The 14,357-nt window shown below is 73.3% G+C and carries 13 protein-coding genes; 7 read left to right on the top strand and 6 right to left on the bottom strand.

Features of this window, described 5'->3' with window-relative positions:
- Positions 1-88: 88 nt before the first annotated feature.
- From AB0G50_RS00315 to AB0G50_RS00295, 5 genes are read right to left on the bottom strand one after another with little or no spacing between them, the layout of a single operon-like run.
- On the bottom strand, positions 89-1,447 hold the full coding sequence (locus tag AB0G50_RS00315; protein ID WP_360100206.1) for a DegT/DnrJ/EryC1/StrS family aminotransferase: 1,359 nt from the start codon (positions 1,445-1,447) through the stop codon (positions 89-91).
- Between the two features lie 25 nt (positions 1,448-1,472).
- The gene (locus AB0G50_RS00310) at positions 1,473-2,495 is read right to left on the bottom strand and encodes a BtrH N-terminal domain-containing protein (protein ID WP_360100203.1); all 1,023 of its coding nucleotides are present in this window, start codon (positions 2,493-2,495) and stop codon (positions 1,473-1,475) included.
- Entirely contained in the window at positions 2,492-3,070 is a 579-nt protein-coding gene (locus AB0G50_RS00305; protein ID WP_360100200.1) for a hypothetical protein, read from the bottom strand. Before AB0G50_RS00305 ends, AB0G50_RS00310 begins: the two co-directional genes overlap by 4 nt.
- 10 nt (positions 3,071-3,080) lie before the next feature.
- Positions 3,081-3,932 (bottom strand): GNAT family N-acetyltransferase, encoded by an 852-nt coding sequence (locus AB0G50_RS00300; protein WP_360100197.1) that lies wholly within the window; start codon positions 3,930-3,932, stop codon positions 3,081-3,083.
- Positions 3,929-5,260: a M20/M25/M40 family metallo-hydrolase gene (locus AB0G50_RS00295; protein WP_360100194.1), complete on the bottom strand. Its 1,332-nt coding sequence runs from the start codon at positions 5,258-5,260 to the stop codon at positions 3,929-3,931. Before AB0G50_RS00295 ends, AB0G50_RS00300 begins: the two co-directional genes overlap by 4 nt.
- Before the next feature lie 1,201 nt (positions 5,261-6,461).
- Here AB0G50_RS00295 and AB0G50_RS00290 point away from each other — a divergent pair.
- From AB0G50_RS00290 to AB0G50_RS00265, 6 genes are read left to right on the top strand one after another with little or no spacing between them, the layout of a single operon-like run.
- Complete coding sequence (locus tag AB0G50_RS00290; protein ID WP_360100191.1) at positions 6,462-7,868, top strand: DUF6002 family protein; 1,407 nt, start codon at positions 6,462-6,464, stop codon at positions 7,866-7,868.
- 42 nt (positions 7,869-7,910) lie between these two features.
- The gene (gene panD, locus AB0G50_RS00285; RefSeq protein ID WP_360100188.1) at positions 7,911-8,303 is read left to right on the top strand and encodes an aspartate 1-decarboxylase; all 393 of its coding nucleotides are present in this window, start codon (positions 7,911-7,913) and stop codon (positions 8,301-8,303) included.
- Between the two features lie 25 nt (positions 8,304-8,328).
- Complete coding sequence (locus tag AB0G50_RS00280) at positions 8,329-9,567, top strand: aspartate aminotransferase family protein (RefSeq protein WP_360100185.1); 1,239 nt, start codon at positions 8,329-8,331, stop codon at positions 9,565-9,567.
- A gap of 4 nt (positions 9,568-9,571) precedes the next feature.
- On the top strand, positions 9,572-9,766 hold the full coding sequence (locus AB0G50_RS00275) for a hypothetical protein (RefSeq protein WP_360100182.1): 195 nt from the start codon (positions 9,572-9,574) through the stop codon (positions 9,764-9,766).
- The gene (locus tag AB0G50_RS00270; RefSeq protein ID WP_360100179.1) at positions 9,763-10,629 is read left to right on the top strand and encodes an LLM class flavin-dependent oxidoreductase; all 867 of its coding nucleotides are present in this window, start codon (positions 9,763-9,765) and stop codon (positions 10,627-10,629) included. The genes AB0G50_RS00275 and AB0G50_RS00270 overlap by 4 nt, the downstream gene beginning before the upstream one ends.
- Positions 10,630-10,639: 10 nt before the next feature.
- Positions 10,640-11,785, top strand: coding sequence for an acyl-CoA dehydrogenase family protein (locus tag AB0G50_RS00265; protein ID WP_360100176.1), 1,146 nt, complete (start codon positions 10,640-10,642; stop codon positions 11,783-11,785).
- A 4-nt stretch (positions 11,786-11,789) separates the two neighbouring features.
- On the opposite strand, the gene AB0G50_RS00260 is transcribed toward AB0G50_RS00265, so the two are convergent.
- A complete protein-coding gene (locus AB0G50_RS00260; RefSeq protein WP_360100173.1) occupies positions 11,790-13,016 on the bottom strand; it encodes an MFS transporter in 1,227 nt (408 codons plus the stop codon).
- A 293-nt stretch (positions 13,017-13,309) separates the two neighbouring features.
- Between AB0G50_RS00260 and AB0G50_RS00255 the strand changes: the two genes are divergently transcribed.
- On the top strand, positions 13,310-14,293 hold the full coding sequence (locus AB0G50_RS00255; protein WP_360100170.1) for a GNAT family N-acetyltransferase: 984 nt from the start codon (positions 13,310-13,312) through the stop codon (positions 14,291-14,293).
- The last annotated feature ends 64 nt before the right edge of the window (positions 14,294-14,357 follow it).

Below are 14,357 nucleotides of genomic sequence, written 5' to 3'. Positions count from 1 at the left end.
ACCCCGGGCTCGCCATCCGGTCCGTCGGGGGCCGGTTGGTCCGCACCGACCCCGGGGGCGCGGTGCCCGGGTCGGCGGGTCGGGCGGGTCACGCGGTGGCGGCGGCCCACTCGGCGTCGGCGACCGCCGCGGCGCGCTCCCACGGCGGCCGGTGCTCGGCGGTGTGCGCGTGGCCCGCGATCGTGTCGCGGTGCGACCACACCTTGGCGAACGCGTCGGCGTACCGGTCGAGCAGCTCGCCCGCCTCGGGGTGCAGGTGCGCCTTCTGGATGGTGAACGTCTCGTCGATGACCCTCAGCGTCGTCGGGAAGTCCTCGATCCGGTACGACGGCGTGCGCGCGCCCGGCAGCGCCCACGGGTAGCCGCCGAACCCGGCCAGGTCCTGGAACACCCGCTGACCGGGCAACGGCATCAGCTGGTACGGCGACACCGCGACACCCTCGGCGCGCAACGCCCGGGTCAACGCCGCCCGCAGCGCGCCCGCCCGGTCGGGCGCCAGGCCGAACGCCGCCGGGTCCACCCGCAGCCGCAGGATGTGCCAGGCGTGCGTGCGGTCGTCGGGCACGGTCGGCACGACCAGCCCGGGCAGTTCCGCGAGCCGCGCCAGGAACCCGCGCACGGTGTGGTCGCGGATCTTGTCCTCGTCGGCGAACCGGGTCAGCCGGCTGCGGGTGAACGCGGCCTGGATCGCGTTCGGCTTGTGGTTCCAGCCCAACCGGTGCGCCACGTAGCTGCGCTCGCCGCGGGCCGGGATCAGCTCGCCGAACTGGCGCAGCATGACGCTCGCGGTGCGCAGCGCGTCGTCGTCGGTGTTGATCAACCCGCCCTCGCCCGCGGTCGCGAGGTTCTTGCTGACGTTGAGGCTGAACGTGTTGACCGCGCCGATCGAGCCCACCAGCCGGCCGCGGTAGAACGCGCCGTGCGCCTGCGCGGCGTCCTCGACCACGGCGACACCGTGCCGGCGCGCGACGGCGGTGATCTCGTCCAGGTCGGCGGGCAACCCGTGCAGGTGCACCACGACGATCGCCTTGGTGCGCGGCGTGATCGCCGCCTCGACCGCCGCCGGGTCCAGGTTGAACGTCACCGGGTCGACGTCGGCGAACACCGGCACCGCCAGCAGGTGCAGCGGCGCGACCGCCGAGGCGATGAAGCTCAGCGCGGGCACCACGACCTCGTCGCCCGGCTGCACGCCGAGCGCGCCCAGCGCGACCGACAGCGCCGCCGTACCGTTGCTCACCGCGACGCAGTGCCGGGTGCCGACCAGGTCGGCCCACTCCCGTTCCAGCGCGGCGATCTCGACCTCGCCGGACGCCGCCGCGGTGAACCGGCCGCCGTCGAGCACCCGGCCGACGGCCTCCCGGTCCGCGTCGGTGACCATCGGCCACGGGCGGATGCGCACGTCCTTCGGCACGGCTCGCGTGCCGCCGAGCATGGCAAGCTCCTCCATCGTCCTTGCTCCCGTCCTCGGTCGGTCAGAGCCGGGCGGTCACCCGGGTCAGCTCGTCCAGCAGCCGTTCCTGGTCCAGCAGCAACGCGGTGTGCCGGCGGGTCAGCTGCTCCGCCGAGGTCGTGCCGTCGCGGGTGCGGGCGGCGAGGATGCGCAACGCGGTCCAGTGGTGCGCGATCCGGTCCGCGGCACGCCCCGCCTCGCGCAGGTCCGGCACGGCGAGCCGGCGGCCCGCGAGCGCCAGCCAGTCCGCGTGCAGCGCGACCACCGCGAGCGCCGCGCCGGCCACCACGAACAGCTCGTCGCACACCTCGTCGCCGCGCGCGTACCGCTCCACGACCTCGGCCAGGTAGCGCCGCTGGCCGGCCAGACCCGCGTACTCCCCTTCGCCGGCAGGGGAATTCCCGAAATCGTCCACATTGGACACGATCGCGGCGCGGACGAACCCGGCGTCGAACTCCGGCAGCGCGGCGGTGTCCACCTCCACGTCCAGCCACCGGTTGCCGATGGGGTGCGCGGTGAAGAACATGTCGCGGTCGTGCCGCACCTCGTTGCCCGAGTCCCGCGACGCGGACAGCCGCTCGAGGGGGATCTCGCCGGCGAACGCGGGCGGCACGGTGTCGATCACCTCGACCGTCCCGCGCGCCTCGTCGAACCCGTGCACCACCACCAGGTGGTTGGAGTGCACGTCCTGGAAGGCCGGGCGGAACGGCAGCTCGAAGTTGTCCACCGCGACGGCCACCGGCCGGCCCGCCGCCACCGCGTCGCGGACCTCCGCCCACCCCCGCGCGGCGTCCGCCGGCCGCCGCCACGCGGACCGGACCGGGTGGTGCGGCGCCAGCGTCGCCAGCAGGGAAACCCCCGGGCGGCAGGGGAAGTAGTACTCGGCGCGCTCCAGGCCCCCGGGCCGGTGGTAGAAGCCCCAGCCCGCGCCGAGCGCCTCCAGCGCGTCGACGCCGTGGAACTCCAGCAGCGTCGCGGCGCACGCGTGCAGGCACCCCGCGAGGTCGTGCCGCCACGTGACCAGTTCCGGGATCGACGTCCTCACGCGGCCTCCAGGGTCAGCGCGAAGACGTGCACCGCCGGGTTGTCCGGCAGCCGCAGCGCGACCAGGTCCTCCTCCCGCGGCACGGCCACCCGCCGCCGCCAGATCACCGGACCCATGTTCCGCTGCACGTGCCGGGGGTAGTGCAGCCGCGTGCAGCGGAACGCCGCGGACTCGCCGAACCGGGCGGGCGTCTCGGGCCAGAAGTCCGACACCCGCAACCACTCCGCGTCGACCGAGCCGTCCGCGAAGTGCAGCAGCACCTCGTCCTCGGTGCGGCGCTCGGCGGCGGCCAGCACGTGGATCCAGTCGTAGCGGCCGCGCGGCACCGGCACGAGTTGCCGCGCGCACCGCACGTTGTCCGCGCCGGAGGGGTGCTCCGCCGGGAACCGGAAGGGGACGCCGTCCACCACCACGTCGGAGCCGCGCGCGGGCAGTTCCGCGGCCGGGAAGGTGTTGGACCAGATGTTGAAGGCGCCGGTGCCGAGCCCGTCCTCCGGCGTGATGCCCGCGCAGTCGAGGAAGTCGGTCAGGTCGAGGACGCCCCGGCGGGGCGGCGCGGTCGTCGGTGCTACCACTGCGTTCTCCTTACCCTGGTGTCTCCGAGTCGATCAGCGGTTCGCGTCCGGGCGCGAACCGGCACAGCGCCAGCGCCCCGGGCACGAACTCCCGCGGTCGCCGGTGGAACGGGTGCTCGACGCGCGGCACCCCCGCGGGGTGGACGTCGGCGCCCGCCTCGGCCGGCAGGTGCGGCCGGACGGCGTCCCGGGACGGCACGGCGTCGACACCCGCGAGTCGCAACCCCGGGAAGCCGGCCGCCACCCGGCCCGCGGCCCGGGCGACGACCTCGCCCAGCCGCCCGCCACCCGCCGTGAGAACCGCGACCAGCCGGTCGCCCGAGACGAACCAGCACAGGTGGGGCTCCGCGGTCGTGCGCACCCCGGCGAGCCGGTGCCCGCCCGGTTCCCGCGCCATCCGCCACTCGGTCAACGGCTTGTCCGCGGCCGGGAACACCCGCACCGGACGGAAGCCCAGGCCCGCGTACAGCGGCGGGAGGCAGCGCTCCACGACGGCGTTGAGCCACACGGCGCGCGACCGCCGGTCCGCCTCCGCGCCCACCGCCGCCAGCAGCACGCGGGCCACCCCGCGTCCGCGCCACGCCGGCGACACGGCGACCCGGTGCACCTCCCAGTCGTCGCCGGGCGCCACCCGCAGGCAGCCGACCAGCTCGCCCGCGCCGTCCCGCGCGGTCCACACCCGCACCCCGTCCGCGAGCCGCGCCCGCACCGCGTCGGCCGAGTCGTCCGCGCCGTCGGGCCGGTCCAGTCCGGGCACCGGGTCCGAGTCCACGTAGGCGGACCTGGTCAGCCACGCCACCCTGGCCGCGAGGTCGGTCGCGTCCCCGACCTCCTCGACCCGCACCTCCCGCACGGCGGTCACCGGTAGGACACCAGCAACCGCTCGTAGCAGCGGGCGCCGAACCGCAGTGCCTCGACCGGCACCCGTTCGTCCGGCACGTGCAGCATCTCCCGGTGCCGCGACCCGGGCGGCAGCAGCAGCGGCAGGAACCCGTAGGGGGTGATGCCGAGCCGCGGGAACAGCCGGGCGTCGGTGGACGCGGTGGTGACCATCGGCACCGGCACGCCGTCCGGGTCGGCCTCCCGCAGCACCCGCACGACGCTGTCGTAGAACGGCCCGAACACCGGTTCCCGCATCGGCTCGCCCTCGACCAGGACCTCCAGGTCCAGCGGGAAGTCGACGGCATCCCGCACGGCGGCCAGGAAGTCCGCGGTGCCGAGGCCGGGCAGCAGCCTGCCGTCCAGGTCGACGGAGATCTCCGCGGGCACCACGTTCGTCTTCGCGCCCGCCCGGATCACCGTGGGGTTGACCGTGTGCTGCGAGATCGACCGCAGGAACAGCGCGTCCACCGGGTCGAGGACGGCCAGCGCGTCGACGTCGGCCGGGTCGTCGCGGAACCGCCGCAAGCCCCCGGCGAGCGGCTCGGGCGCGGCCGCGGCCAACCCGGTCAGCATCCGGTCGCCGGCCTCGGTGCGCCGCGGCCCGAGCCCACCGCCGTCGAACGCGCCCAACAGCCGGTTCAGCAGGCGGGGCGCGGACTCCGGCGGCGTGACCCGCGACGCGTGCCCGGCGGGACCGCGGAGCGTCGCCCGCAACCACACGGCCCGCTTCTCGGCCACCACCACCGGGTGCAGCCGCACGCTCCCGTCGAGCGCGACCCCCGCGCCGCCGTCCTCACCGACCGCGTAGGCCGCGCCGGCGAACAACCCGGCGTGCTCCCGGACCAGGAAACCCGCGCCGTCCGCGCTGCCGGCCTCCTCGTCCGCGACGACCGCGAGGACCACGTCACCGGCGGGTGGCGTGCCGGCCGCGGCGAGCCGCAGGACCGCGCTGAGCATGCAGGCCAACGGCCCCTTCATGTCGATCGCGCCGCGGCCCCACAGCTCGCCGTCCACCACCTCGCCGGCGAAGGGCTCGCGGGTCCACGGCTGCCCGTCGACCGGAACCACGTCGACGTGCGCGTGCAGCACCAACCCCGGCGCGACACCGCGGCCGGGCAACCGTGCCACGAGGTTGGGCCGTCCCGCGGTCCGCTCGAGGACCCGGGTCTCCAGCCCCGCGGCGCGCAGCAGCCCGTCCACGAACGCCACGCACTCGCCTTCGCGCCCGGGAGGGTTGGTGGTGTCGAACCGGATCAGCCGTCGGGCGAGGCCGATCGGGTCGAGGTCGTCCGGCCGGACGTGTTCCATCGGCATCGATCACCTCTCGACGTGGGACGTGGGGCACTTCCGGCGCATCGGGGCCGGCGCGGCGCGGACATTATGACGATTCACCTGGAAACCTCTCCCGTGAAGTCGGAAAAATAGCGTCGGCAGCCGCCGCGCAGCCCTTCCCGGCGACCGCGGGGCACCACGACAACCCCCGGGCCGATACCCGACACCACGTCGATGAGCTGCGAAGACTCTCCAGAAAGTGTCGATTCCCCCTCACGAACGAGGCTATCGAGCACCACCGAAGATCGCAAACGCGGAACACCGGGTAAATCGTCCACAATGGCCGTAAGAATGCCCCGCAATACGCGTTTACCAGCCCTGCGGAGCCGTTCCCAGGGCCGATTGAGTGATCGTCACGATCACTCGGCGCAAACCCGGGTCGAGTTCTCTACCCGCCACCAAAACGAGCAAACGTGGCCCACGTCACGCTTCGCCGAACAGTCGCACCGCCAGCCGGGCCGACCGGCGCGACTTCGGCATCCCGCAACCCCCGCGGCCGCCGCGGCGGAATGCCGGCGCAGCGGTTCCCGGTGCCCGGCGGGCGCCACCGCACAATCTCCCGCCGCCTGGGCGGAAAGCCGGCGACGGGCGCAGCAGCACGATTACTCCGAGCGACTCGCCTCTAACACGGGAATACCGGCCTGTCGACACCGTCGACCCGGTGGTCCGGACCACACGACCGATTCGACCCACCGTCGAGTCCATTGTGGATGTGGTGGTACCTGGCAATTCGCCAATCATTTCCGGGCAGCGGACTCCGTCAGTCCACTGTGGACCTGCCGACACCGGCGACGACCGCCCCGGGTCCAGCATGTGGAACGCGCGCGGCGCCTCCGACCAGCGGACTTCCCGCCAGGTTCTCACCAGGAGTAATCAGAGGGTGGCGCACGGTACATCGGTCCAGTAGCTTGAGTTCCGCATGCACGGCCACCGCCGCGATCACTGCCGGTGCGACGTGGAATGACATGCCAAGCGTCGGGGGGCGTGGTGCGAGATATCTGCCGGGGGCTTTCCGCCGACACCGTCGTCGGCGAATTCACGCGCTGTTCAGACAGCTGAACAATACCGAGACTTCGTCACGAGCGGGCGACCTGTGCCGCACCCGGACCGCGGGTGCGGCGTTGCCGTGCGCCCGATCCCGCCGATCCGGTGGAAATCGCAGATGGGGGATGTGGCCATGAACCAACCGGTGCACACGACGTCCACGCTGGACGGTCTGTCGAACGTGCTGACGCGCTTCGCCGACGGCGTCCGCGCCGCGGCCGACCTGGTGCGCGAGGAGGGCGGGAGCGGGGTCGCGGGGTCGTTCGAGATCGACCTCGCGCCACCACCCGTCGACGCCGCGCTGGAGGAGTTCTACGAGCCCTCCGCGATGTCGGCACGGCGGCTCGGCGACTACCGCGAGCACCGCCTCGTGCTGCTCGACCTCATGGGCAACCCCATGACGCGCACCACGAAGACCATCGCCTCCCTGTCGATGATCGCCCGCGCGGTGAACCACATCAGGAACACCGGCGAGCGGGTCCTCGTCCTCACCCCGACCTCGGGGAACAAGGGCACGGCCCTGCGCGACGCGGTGGGCCGGGCACTCGACCTGGGGCTGGTGTCCGAGGACGAGCTGCGGATCGTGACGGCCCTGCCGCAGCGGTCGCTCACCAAGGCGCGGACCTCGCGCCTGGCCGCCACCGCGCAGCGCTGCCGGAAGAACCCGATCGTGCTGCAACGGTGCGAGCGGCCCGACGAGGTGAAGTCGTTCGCGCAGGCCTTCGTGCGGGACCAGGGCGCGGAGGTGTTCGGCCGCACCGGGTTCCGCCTCTGGAACTCGCTGAACCTGGACAACTACCGCGTCGCCGACTCGGTCCGGGCCTTCACCGAGCACGTGCTGCTCCCGCCGGTGGCGGAGGCCGGGCAGCGGGTGCACGCGCACGCCGTGTCGAGCGCCTACGGCCTGCTGGGCTACCACCTCGGCCGCCGGGTGCTGGAGGGCGGCCGCTACCACCCGACGGACGTGCCGGTCGGCAGGCACCCGCAGTTCTTCATCGTGCAGCAGCTGGCCACCCCGGACATGGTGCTCAGCCTCACGAAGGGCTCGTTCTCCCGGGAGAACATCCCCGCCTACCGGTACCTCCCGACCACCGGCCTGCACCACCAGGAGACCGATCCCTCCTTCCCGTTCGCGACGCACTCGCTGACCGAGTCGGTCGACCCGACCTTCTACACCTCGCGGCCCGCCACCTCCGAGGCGTTCAACGGGATCGTCGCCGAGCACGGCGGCGGCGGGATCGTCGTGTCGCTGCACGAGTGCCTCACCCGCTACCCGCTCGTGCGGGCGCTCCTCGCGGACAGCGGCGTCGCCCTGCCGGAGGACCCCCGCGAGGTGCGCGAGTGGTCGCTGGTGAAGGTGTTCACCGGGGTGATGCTGGCCGCCGACCGCGGTCTGCTGCCGGCCGGCGCCGAGGTGGTCGTGCACGGCTCCGGCTTCTACTCCGACCTCAACCTGCCGCCGGCGCCCGCGCCGAGCCTCGTGCACAGCGACGACGCCGCGGAGTTCGGCCGCGCCGTCTGGTCCGCCGCGACCGCCTAGACCACGTCCCGCGCAACCCACCCCCTTCGACCGAGGACGGACATGACTTCGAAGACCCTGCTGCACGCCAAGATCCACCGGGCCCGCGTGACGGCCGCCGACCTGCACTACGTCGGGAGCATCACCGTCGACGTCGACCTCCTGGAGGCCTCCGGGATCGACGTGTTCGAACGCGTGCAGGTCGTCGACATCGACAACGGCGCGCGCCTGGAGACCTACGTGATCCCCGGTGAGCGGGGCAGCGGCACCATCCAGCTCAACGGCGCCGCGGCGCGGCTGGTCAGCCCGGGCGACCTGGTGATCATCATGGCCTACTGCCAGGTCGAGGCGCCCATCCCCGAGGAGTGGCACCCCGTGGTCCTGCTGATGGACGAGACCACCAACAAGATCCGGCACGTGGTGCGCGACCGCGCCAACCCGCTCGCGTTGTCCTGAGCCCGAGGCACTGGGGAGTGGTGGAATGACCGCCGAAGTGACGAACGACGCCGGCCGGACCCTGTACGACTGGCTCGCGCAGAAGAACGCACCGGTGCTGGACGTGGTGCGCGCGGAGGGCGTGTGGTTCGAGACGGCCTCCGGCAGGCGGGTCCTCGACTTCGCGAGCCAGCTGGTCGCGGCGAACCTGGGGCACAGCCTGCGCCCGATCGCCGAGGCGGTGCTGGCGGAGTCCGAACGCGCCTCCTACGTCTCGCCCGCCATGGCGCACCCGGCCAAGGACGAGCTGACCCGACGGTTGACCGGCGGCGTCCTCCCGCCGCACCTGACCCGGATCTCCTACTGCGCCACCGGGAACGAGGCGGTCAACGACGCGATCCGGATCGCGCGCACGGTCACCGGGCGGGACGTGGTGCTGTTCGCCACCCCCGGTTACCACGGCGCGCAGGGCACCGGTGCCGACACCAGCGGCGACGTCCGCCGGGACCTGATGAGGTCGCGGTTCACCGACGCCGTGCCGTTCCTCGGCCCCTACCGCCCGGGTGTGTCCACTCCGGACAGTGCCGAGGTGGCGCTGGAGCGGTTCGTGACCGCGGCGCAGGCCGTCGGTCCCGAGCGGGTCGCCGCGGTGCTGGTGGAGGCCGTGCCCGGCTCCAACGGGGTGCTGGTCCCGCCGGCGGGCTACCTGGCCGCGGTGGGCGAGTTCTGCGCGCGGCACGGGATCCTGCTCGTCTGCGACGAGGTGATGACCGGATTCGGCCGCACGGGGCGGTGGTTCGCGTTCGAGCACGAGGGCGTGCGCCCCGACCTCGTCACCCTGGGCAAGGCGCTGACCGCCGGTTTCGTCCCGCTGGGCGCGGTCGCGACGACCGCCGAGGTCGCCGCGCACTTCGAGTCCTCGCCGTTCGTGTCCGGGCACACCTTCGGCGGCACGCCGATCCAGTGCGCGGCGGCGCTCGCGGCGCTGGACGCCTACGAGGCGGGCGACGTGATCGCCGCCGCCGACCGGGCGGGCGGGCGGCTGGCCGACTGGCTCGCGTCGGCGTCGGCGGGCGCGGACTGGACGGGCCGCTCGCGCGGGTTGTTCGCCGCCGTGGACCTGGCGGACGGCGCGCGCGCCGGCGAGGTGGCCCGCGCACTGCTGGCCTCGGACGTGTACTGCCTGCAACGCGGGACGTTCCTGATGCTCGCGCCGCCGCTGGTCGTCTCCGACGAGGAGCTGGACCTGGGTTTGGCCCGCCTCGGCGAAGCACTGGCCCGGTAGGCGCATGGCACCGCACACCGTGGAGCCGGTCACCGCACCCGACCGGCTCCACCCCCGCGAGCACGTCGACCCGCGGCGCCGCACCACCCGCGGCGGACCCGTCCGCACCCGCGGCGCGCACCCGGCCGCGGCGCCCACGACCCCGCCGGACGAGCGCGAGCCCGCACCGCCCGCGAAGCACGGGACCACCCCGCGGTGAGCGCGGTCGGGAACCTCCGCGTGGGCGCGCTCGTCCTGCCCACCACACCGTGGCACCGGCAACGGGACCACTGGCGGCTCGCCGAGGAACTCGGCTTCCACCACGCCTGGACGTTCGACCACCTGGCGTGGGCCGGGATGCCGGGCGAGCCGTGGGGGGCCGCGGTGCCCACGCTGACCGCGGCGGCGTGCGCCACCGACCGGATCCGGCTGGGCACCCTCGTGAGTTCGCCGAACTTCCGCGAGCCGGTGACGTTCGCGGCGGAACTCGCGACCCTGGACGAGATCTCCGGCGGCCGGGTGCAGGTCGGGTTGGGCGCCGGCGTCAACGGCACGGACAGCACGGCGCTCGGGCACCCGGCCCGGTCCGGCGCCGAACGCATGGCGCACCTGGAGCGGTTCGTGCACGCGCTCGACGCGCTGCTGAGCGGGCGCGGCGGGCTGTCCCTGCCGTCGGCCCAGCACCCCCGGCTCCCGTTCGCGATCTCCGGTGCCGGACCGCGCGGCCTCGACCTCGCGGTCGGGTTCGCGGACACCTGGGTGACCAACGGCTTCTCGGCCAGGCCCGGCGTCGAGGCGCCGGCCGCGTCACCCGCCGTCGTGGCGGACCAGCTCGCCCGGCTGGACGAGGTCTGCGCGCGGCACGGCCGTGACCCGAAGTCCTTGCGCCGCCTGCTCCTGTACGTCAACAGGGGCGAGTCCGCACTGTCCGGTGTGGACACCTTCCTGACCGAACTCCGGTCCTACGCCGAAGCCGGGATCACCGACGTCGTGTTCCCGTTCCCGGACCGGAACAGCCCGTTCCGGGTCGCGGCCGAACTGCCGCGGGAAGTCGCCCGGCTCGTCGGGCTCTCACCAGAATGAGGAGACAGGCATGAACGCGGTCGAGGAGATCGTCCCGGCGAGCCTGGTGTCGGCGCTGGCGAAGGCCGCCGGACCCGGCGAGCACCCCGGCTGGCCCAGCCGGGCGACCACGGACCTCGTCCGCGAGTCGGGTCTGCTCGGGGTGATGGTGCCGGTCGCCCACGGCGGCGCGGGCGGATCACCGGCGCTGGGCAACGCGGTGCTGGAGCGGGTCGCGACCGCGGACCCGTCCGCGGCGATCATGCTGTTCCTGCACGGTTGCGTGGTCGCGCGGTTGGACGCGTTCGCGACCGAGGAGCAGAAGCGGCGCTGGTTGCCGGGCATCGCGACCGGTGCCCTGCTCGCGGCCTCCGCGTGGAGCGAACCGGGCAGCACCGCGGACAAGCGCACCTTGCGCACCAAGGCGAAACGGGGCGAGGACGGCGGGTGGGTGCTCTCGGGGGCGAAGTCCTTCGCGACCGGCTCGGTCGTCGCGGATCTCTTCCTGGTGCTGACCGAACTCGACGTGCCGCCCGCGACCCCGGCGGCCGAGCCTGCCCCGAAGTCCTACGGCGGTGACGGCCAGGCGCTGTTCGTGGTCGAGCGCGGCGCGCCGGGGTTGCAGGTGCCGGACGAGACCGCGGACCTGTCCGGCATGCGCGGTTCCGGCACCGGGTTCCTCACCCTGCGGGACTGCGCGGTGCCCGGGCGGAACCTGCTGGGCACGCCGGAGGACACCCGCCGGATCATCGGCCGGCCGCACGAACTGGGGCTGACGCTCGGCGCGGTCAGCACCGGGATCGCCCAGTCCGCCGTCGACCTGGTCGTCGCCCACCTCGCCGCCAAGGGCCGCGCCTCCGATCCCGTGGCACAGCACCGGGTCGTGGAGATGGGCATCACCGTGGCGGCGGCACGGGCGATGACGCAGACGCTTCCCACGACCACCACCGGCGTCGTCGCCCAGGCCTACGCCACCAAGGTGTTCGCCTCCCGCGCGAGCGAGGCCGTCTGCCGGGACGCCGCGTGGCTGCTGGGCAGCGCGGGGTTCATGGAGTCGCACGAGATGAACCGGATCCGGCGCGACGCCGCCGCGGTCAACTTCATGGGGCCGCCGAACGAGCTGTGCCTGGAACTGCTGCGCGGCTCCGTCGACTGGGAACCCCGTGGCGACTCCTGACCGGTCAGCCCTCGGCGTGACCGCGCGCGTCCGACCCGGCCGGTTCCGGCTCGGGCGCCGACTCGCCGAGGCGTCCGCGCAGGAAGAAGAACAGCACGCCGCCGACGCAGCCGAGGGCGAGGCACCAGAACCACAGCGCCGAGCCGTAGCCCTGGAGCACGGCGCCGCCGAGGGCCGGTGCCACCGAACCGGCCGCGCCCATGCTCAGCGTGTACAGGCCGTGGTAGCGGCCGCGCATCCCGGCGGGCGCGAGGTTCGTGACCGCGGTCGCCGCGACCGGCAGGCCGAGCATTTCGCCGAGGGTCCACACGGCGACGCACAACGCGACCTGCACCGTGTCGTGCGCGAAGGCCGTGGCGCCGAACCCGACGCCGAGCAGCAGCGCCGCCATCACCAGCGAGACGGCCGGGTCGACGCGCTCGAGGACGCGGGTGAGCGGCAGTTGGAGCAGCACGATCACGACGCCGTTCACCGACAGGGCCAGGCCGTAGCTCGCGGGCGGGAAGCCGTCGGCGGCGAGCGCGGTCGGCAGCGTGCTGGTGCTCTGGGTGAACAGGCAGGACAGGATGAACGTGCCGACCACGAGCACCGGCAACCGCCCGTCCCGGCGCAGCACCCCGATCAGCGAGCCCCTCGGCCGCGTCCCGGAGCGCCCACCGGGTTCGGCCGGCTGTTCGCGCGGCGGGCGGACGGTGAGCACGAGCACCAGCCCGACCACGACGAGCGCCGCGCAGTTGACCGCGAACACCAGGAACCACCCGACGCCCGACAGCACGCCGCCGAGCACCGGCGCGACGGCGAAACCGACGTTCGCGGACCAGTACACGAGGCTGTAGGCGCGGGTCCGGGCCGCGGGTCGGACGATGGCGGCGACGAGCGTGTTGAGCGCGGGGCGACCCATGGAGTTGGTGAACCCGAGCACGGCGGCGGCGCCGACGATCGCGTACGGCGTGGTCACCAGCCCGAGCGCGAGCATCGCCGCCGCGTTGCCGATCTGACCGAGGAACAGGGTCCGGCTCGCACCGAGGAAGTCGGTCGCGAACCCGCCGACGAGCGCGCCCACCACCGCGCCCGCGCCCATGGCGGACAACGTGAGCCCGATCCGGAACGCCGGCCACCCCAGGCTGTTGGCCAGGTAGAACGCGAGCAACGGGTAGACGAACGTGGTGGCCCGGTTGAGCAGACTGGCACCGCAGATGATCCAGAACGCGCCGGAAAACCTCTCCGACACCGCCGCGCTCCCCCGGACCCGGCCCATTCCCGACACTTTTCCCCCTTGTGCGGCGGTACTCGACCACCTCGAGGATAACCACCGGAAAACCGAGGGCACAAGCGCGCCGATTCGTCTCCACCGAATTGCCGCCGCGCTCCACCGCGCTGCCCCGACAATACCCAGGACCGCCCGGATCGGGAGAATCGGCAATGAATGCACACACCAGGACACCGGTGGCGACCACCACGGACCGCCCACCGATAGTGGCGGTGCGCCTGGAGGTGACCACGCAATCCCGACCATTCCGCGCCGTGTACGTCGGCGAACACGAGTGCGCCCACCACCTCGTCCCGTTCCTCGCGAACGCGCTCCACGCCGCGTCCCCCGAGGCCACGATCACCACCACCGAGATCCGCTCCGGGCGGGACTGGACCGACCCGATCGCCGAACTGGCCGACGAGTCGGCGGACCTGACGGCACTGGTCGCGCCACACCACCTGGCGCGCCACCGCACCCCGTCGTCCCTGGACCTCCCGCTGCGCGTCCACCAGCTCGTCGACACCAGCACGCCGTGGCCGCAGGTGGAACAGCGCATCACCCGCCGGGAACGCACGGCGATCCGCCGCGGCGTGGAGGCACACGGCTACACGGTGGAAATCGACCACGACGGCACCCTGCTGAACCACTTCTACGACCGCCTGTACCACCCCACGATGTCGAGCCGACACGGAACGTCCGCCCGCACCGCGACCAGAACCGAAGCCTTCCGCCTCTTCACCGACGGAGGAATCCTGCTGACCCTCCACAGCGCCGGAACGTTCGTGGCGGGCGCCCTGTGCCACCGCACCCCGGACGGCGTCCTGCACGGCAGGCTCATCGGCCTCCTGGAGGGCGACGACGAATGGCGCCGACGCGGAGCGATGTCCGTGCTGTACCGGGAAGTCCTGCGCTGGGCGACGGAGAACGACGCCCCCCACGTCGACCTGTCCGGCGGCGAACCCTTCCTGAGCAAGGGAACCTTCCAGTTCAAGCGGAAGTTCGGCGCCACCACCACGATCCCCCGAACCTGGCTGGGCGCCCGCACCACGACCCTGACCCCAAAACGCGATTCACCGTTGATGAGGCGTTTCCTGATCGACAACCCACCGATAGCGCACAACGACGACAATTCCCTGTCGGCCCGCTATTACTTCGACCACACCACACCCCCACGCCTGGACCTCTCGGACAACTGCGAGGGCCTGACGACCCGCCACCTGACCGACCTGGACAATTTCCCGTGGGACCGCACGTAACCACCCGACCAGCCGGCCAATCGCGTGCCCTGCTCGTTCCACACCGCCACTCCGCGAGGTCGGG

It is taken from the genome of Actinosynnema sp. NPDC020468, assembly GCF_040642015.1.
In the GTDB taxonomy this organism is placed as follows: Bacteria; Actinomycetota; Actinomycetes; order Mycobacteriales; family Pseudonocardiaceae; genus Actinosynnema.
Note: the sequence above shows the minus strand (reverse complement) of the source record. Positions and strands in the feature narration are given on the sequence as shown.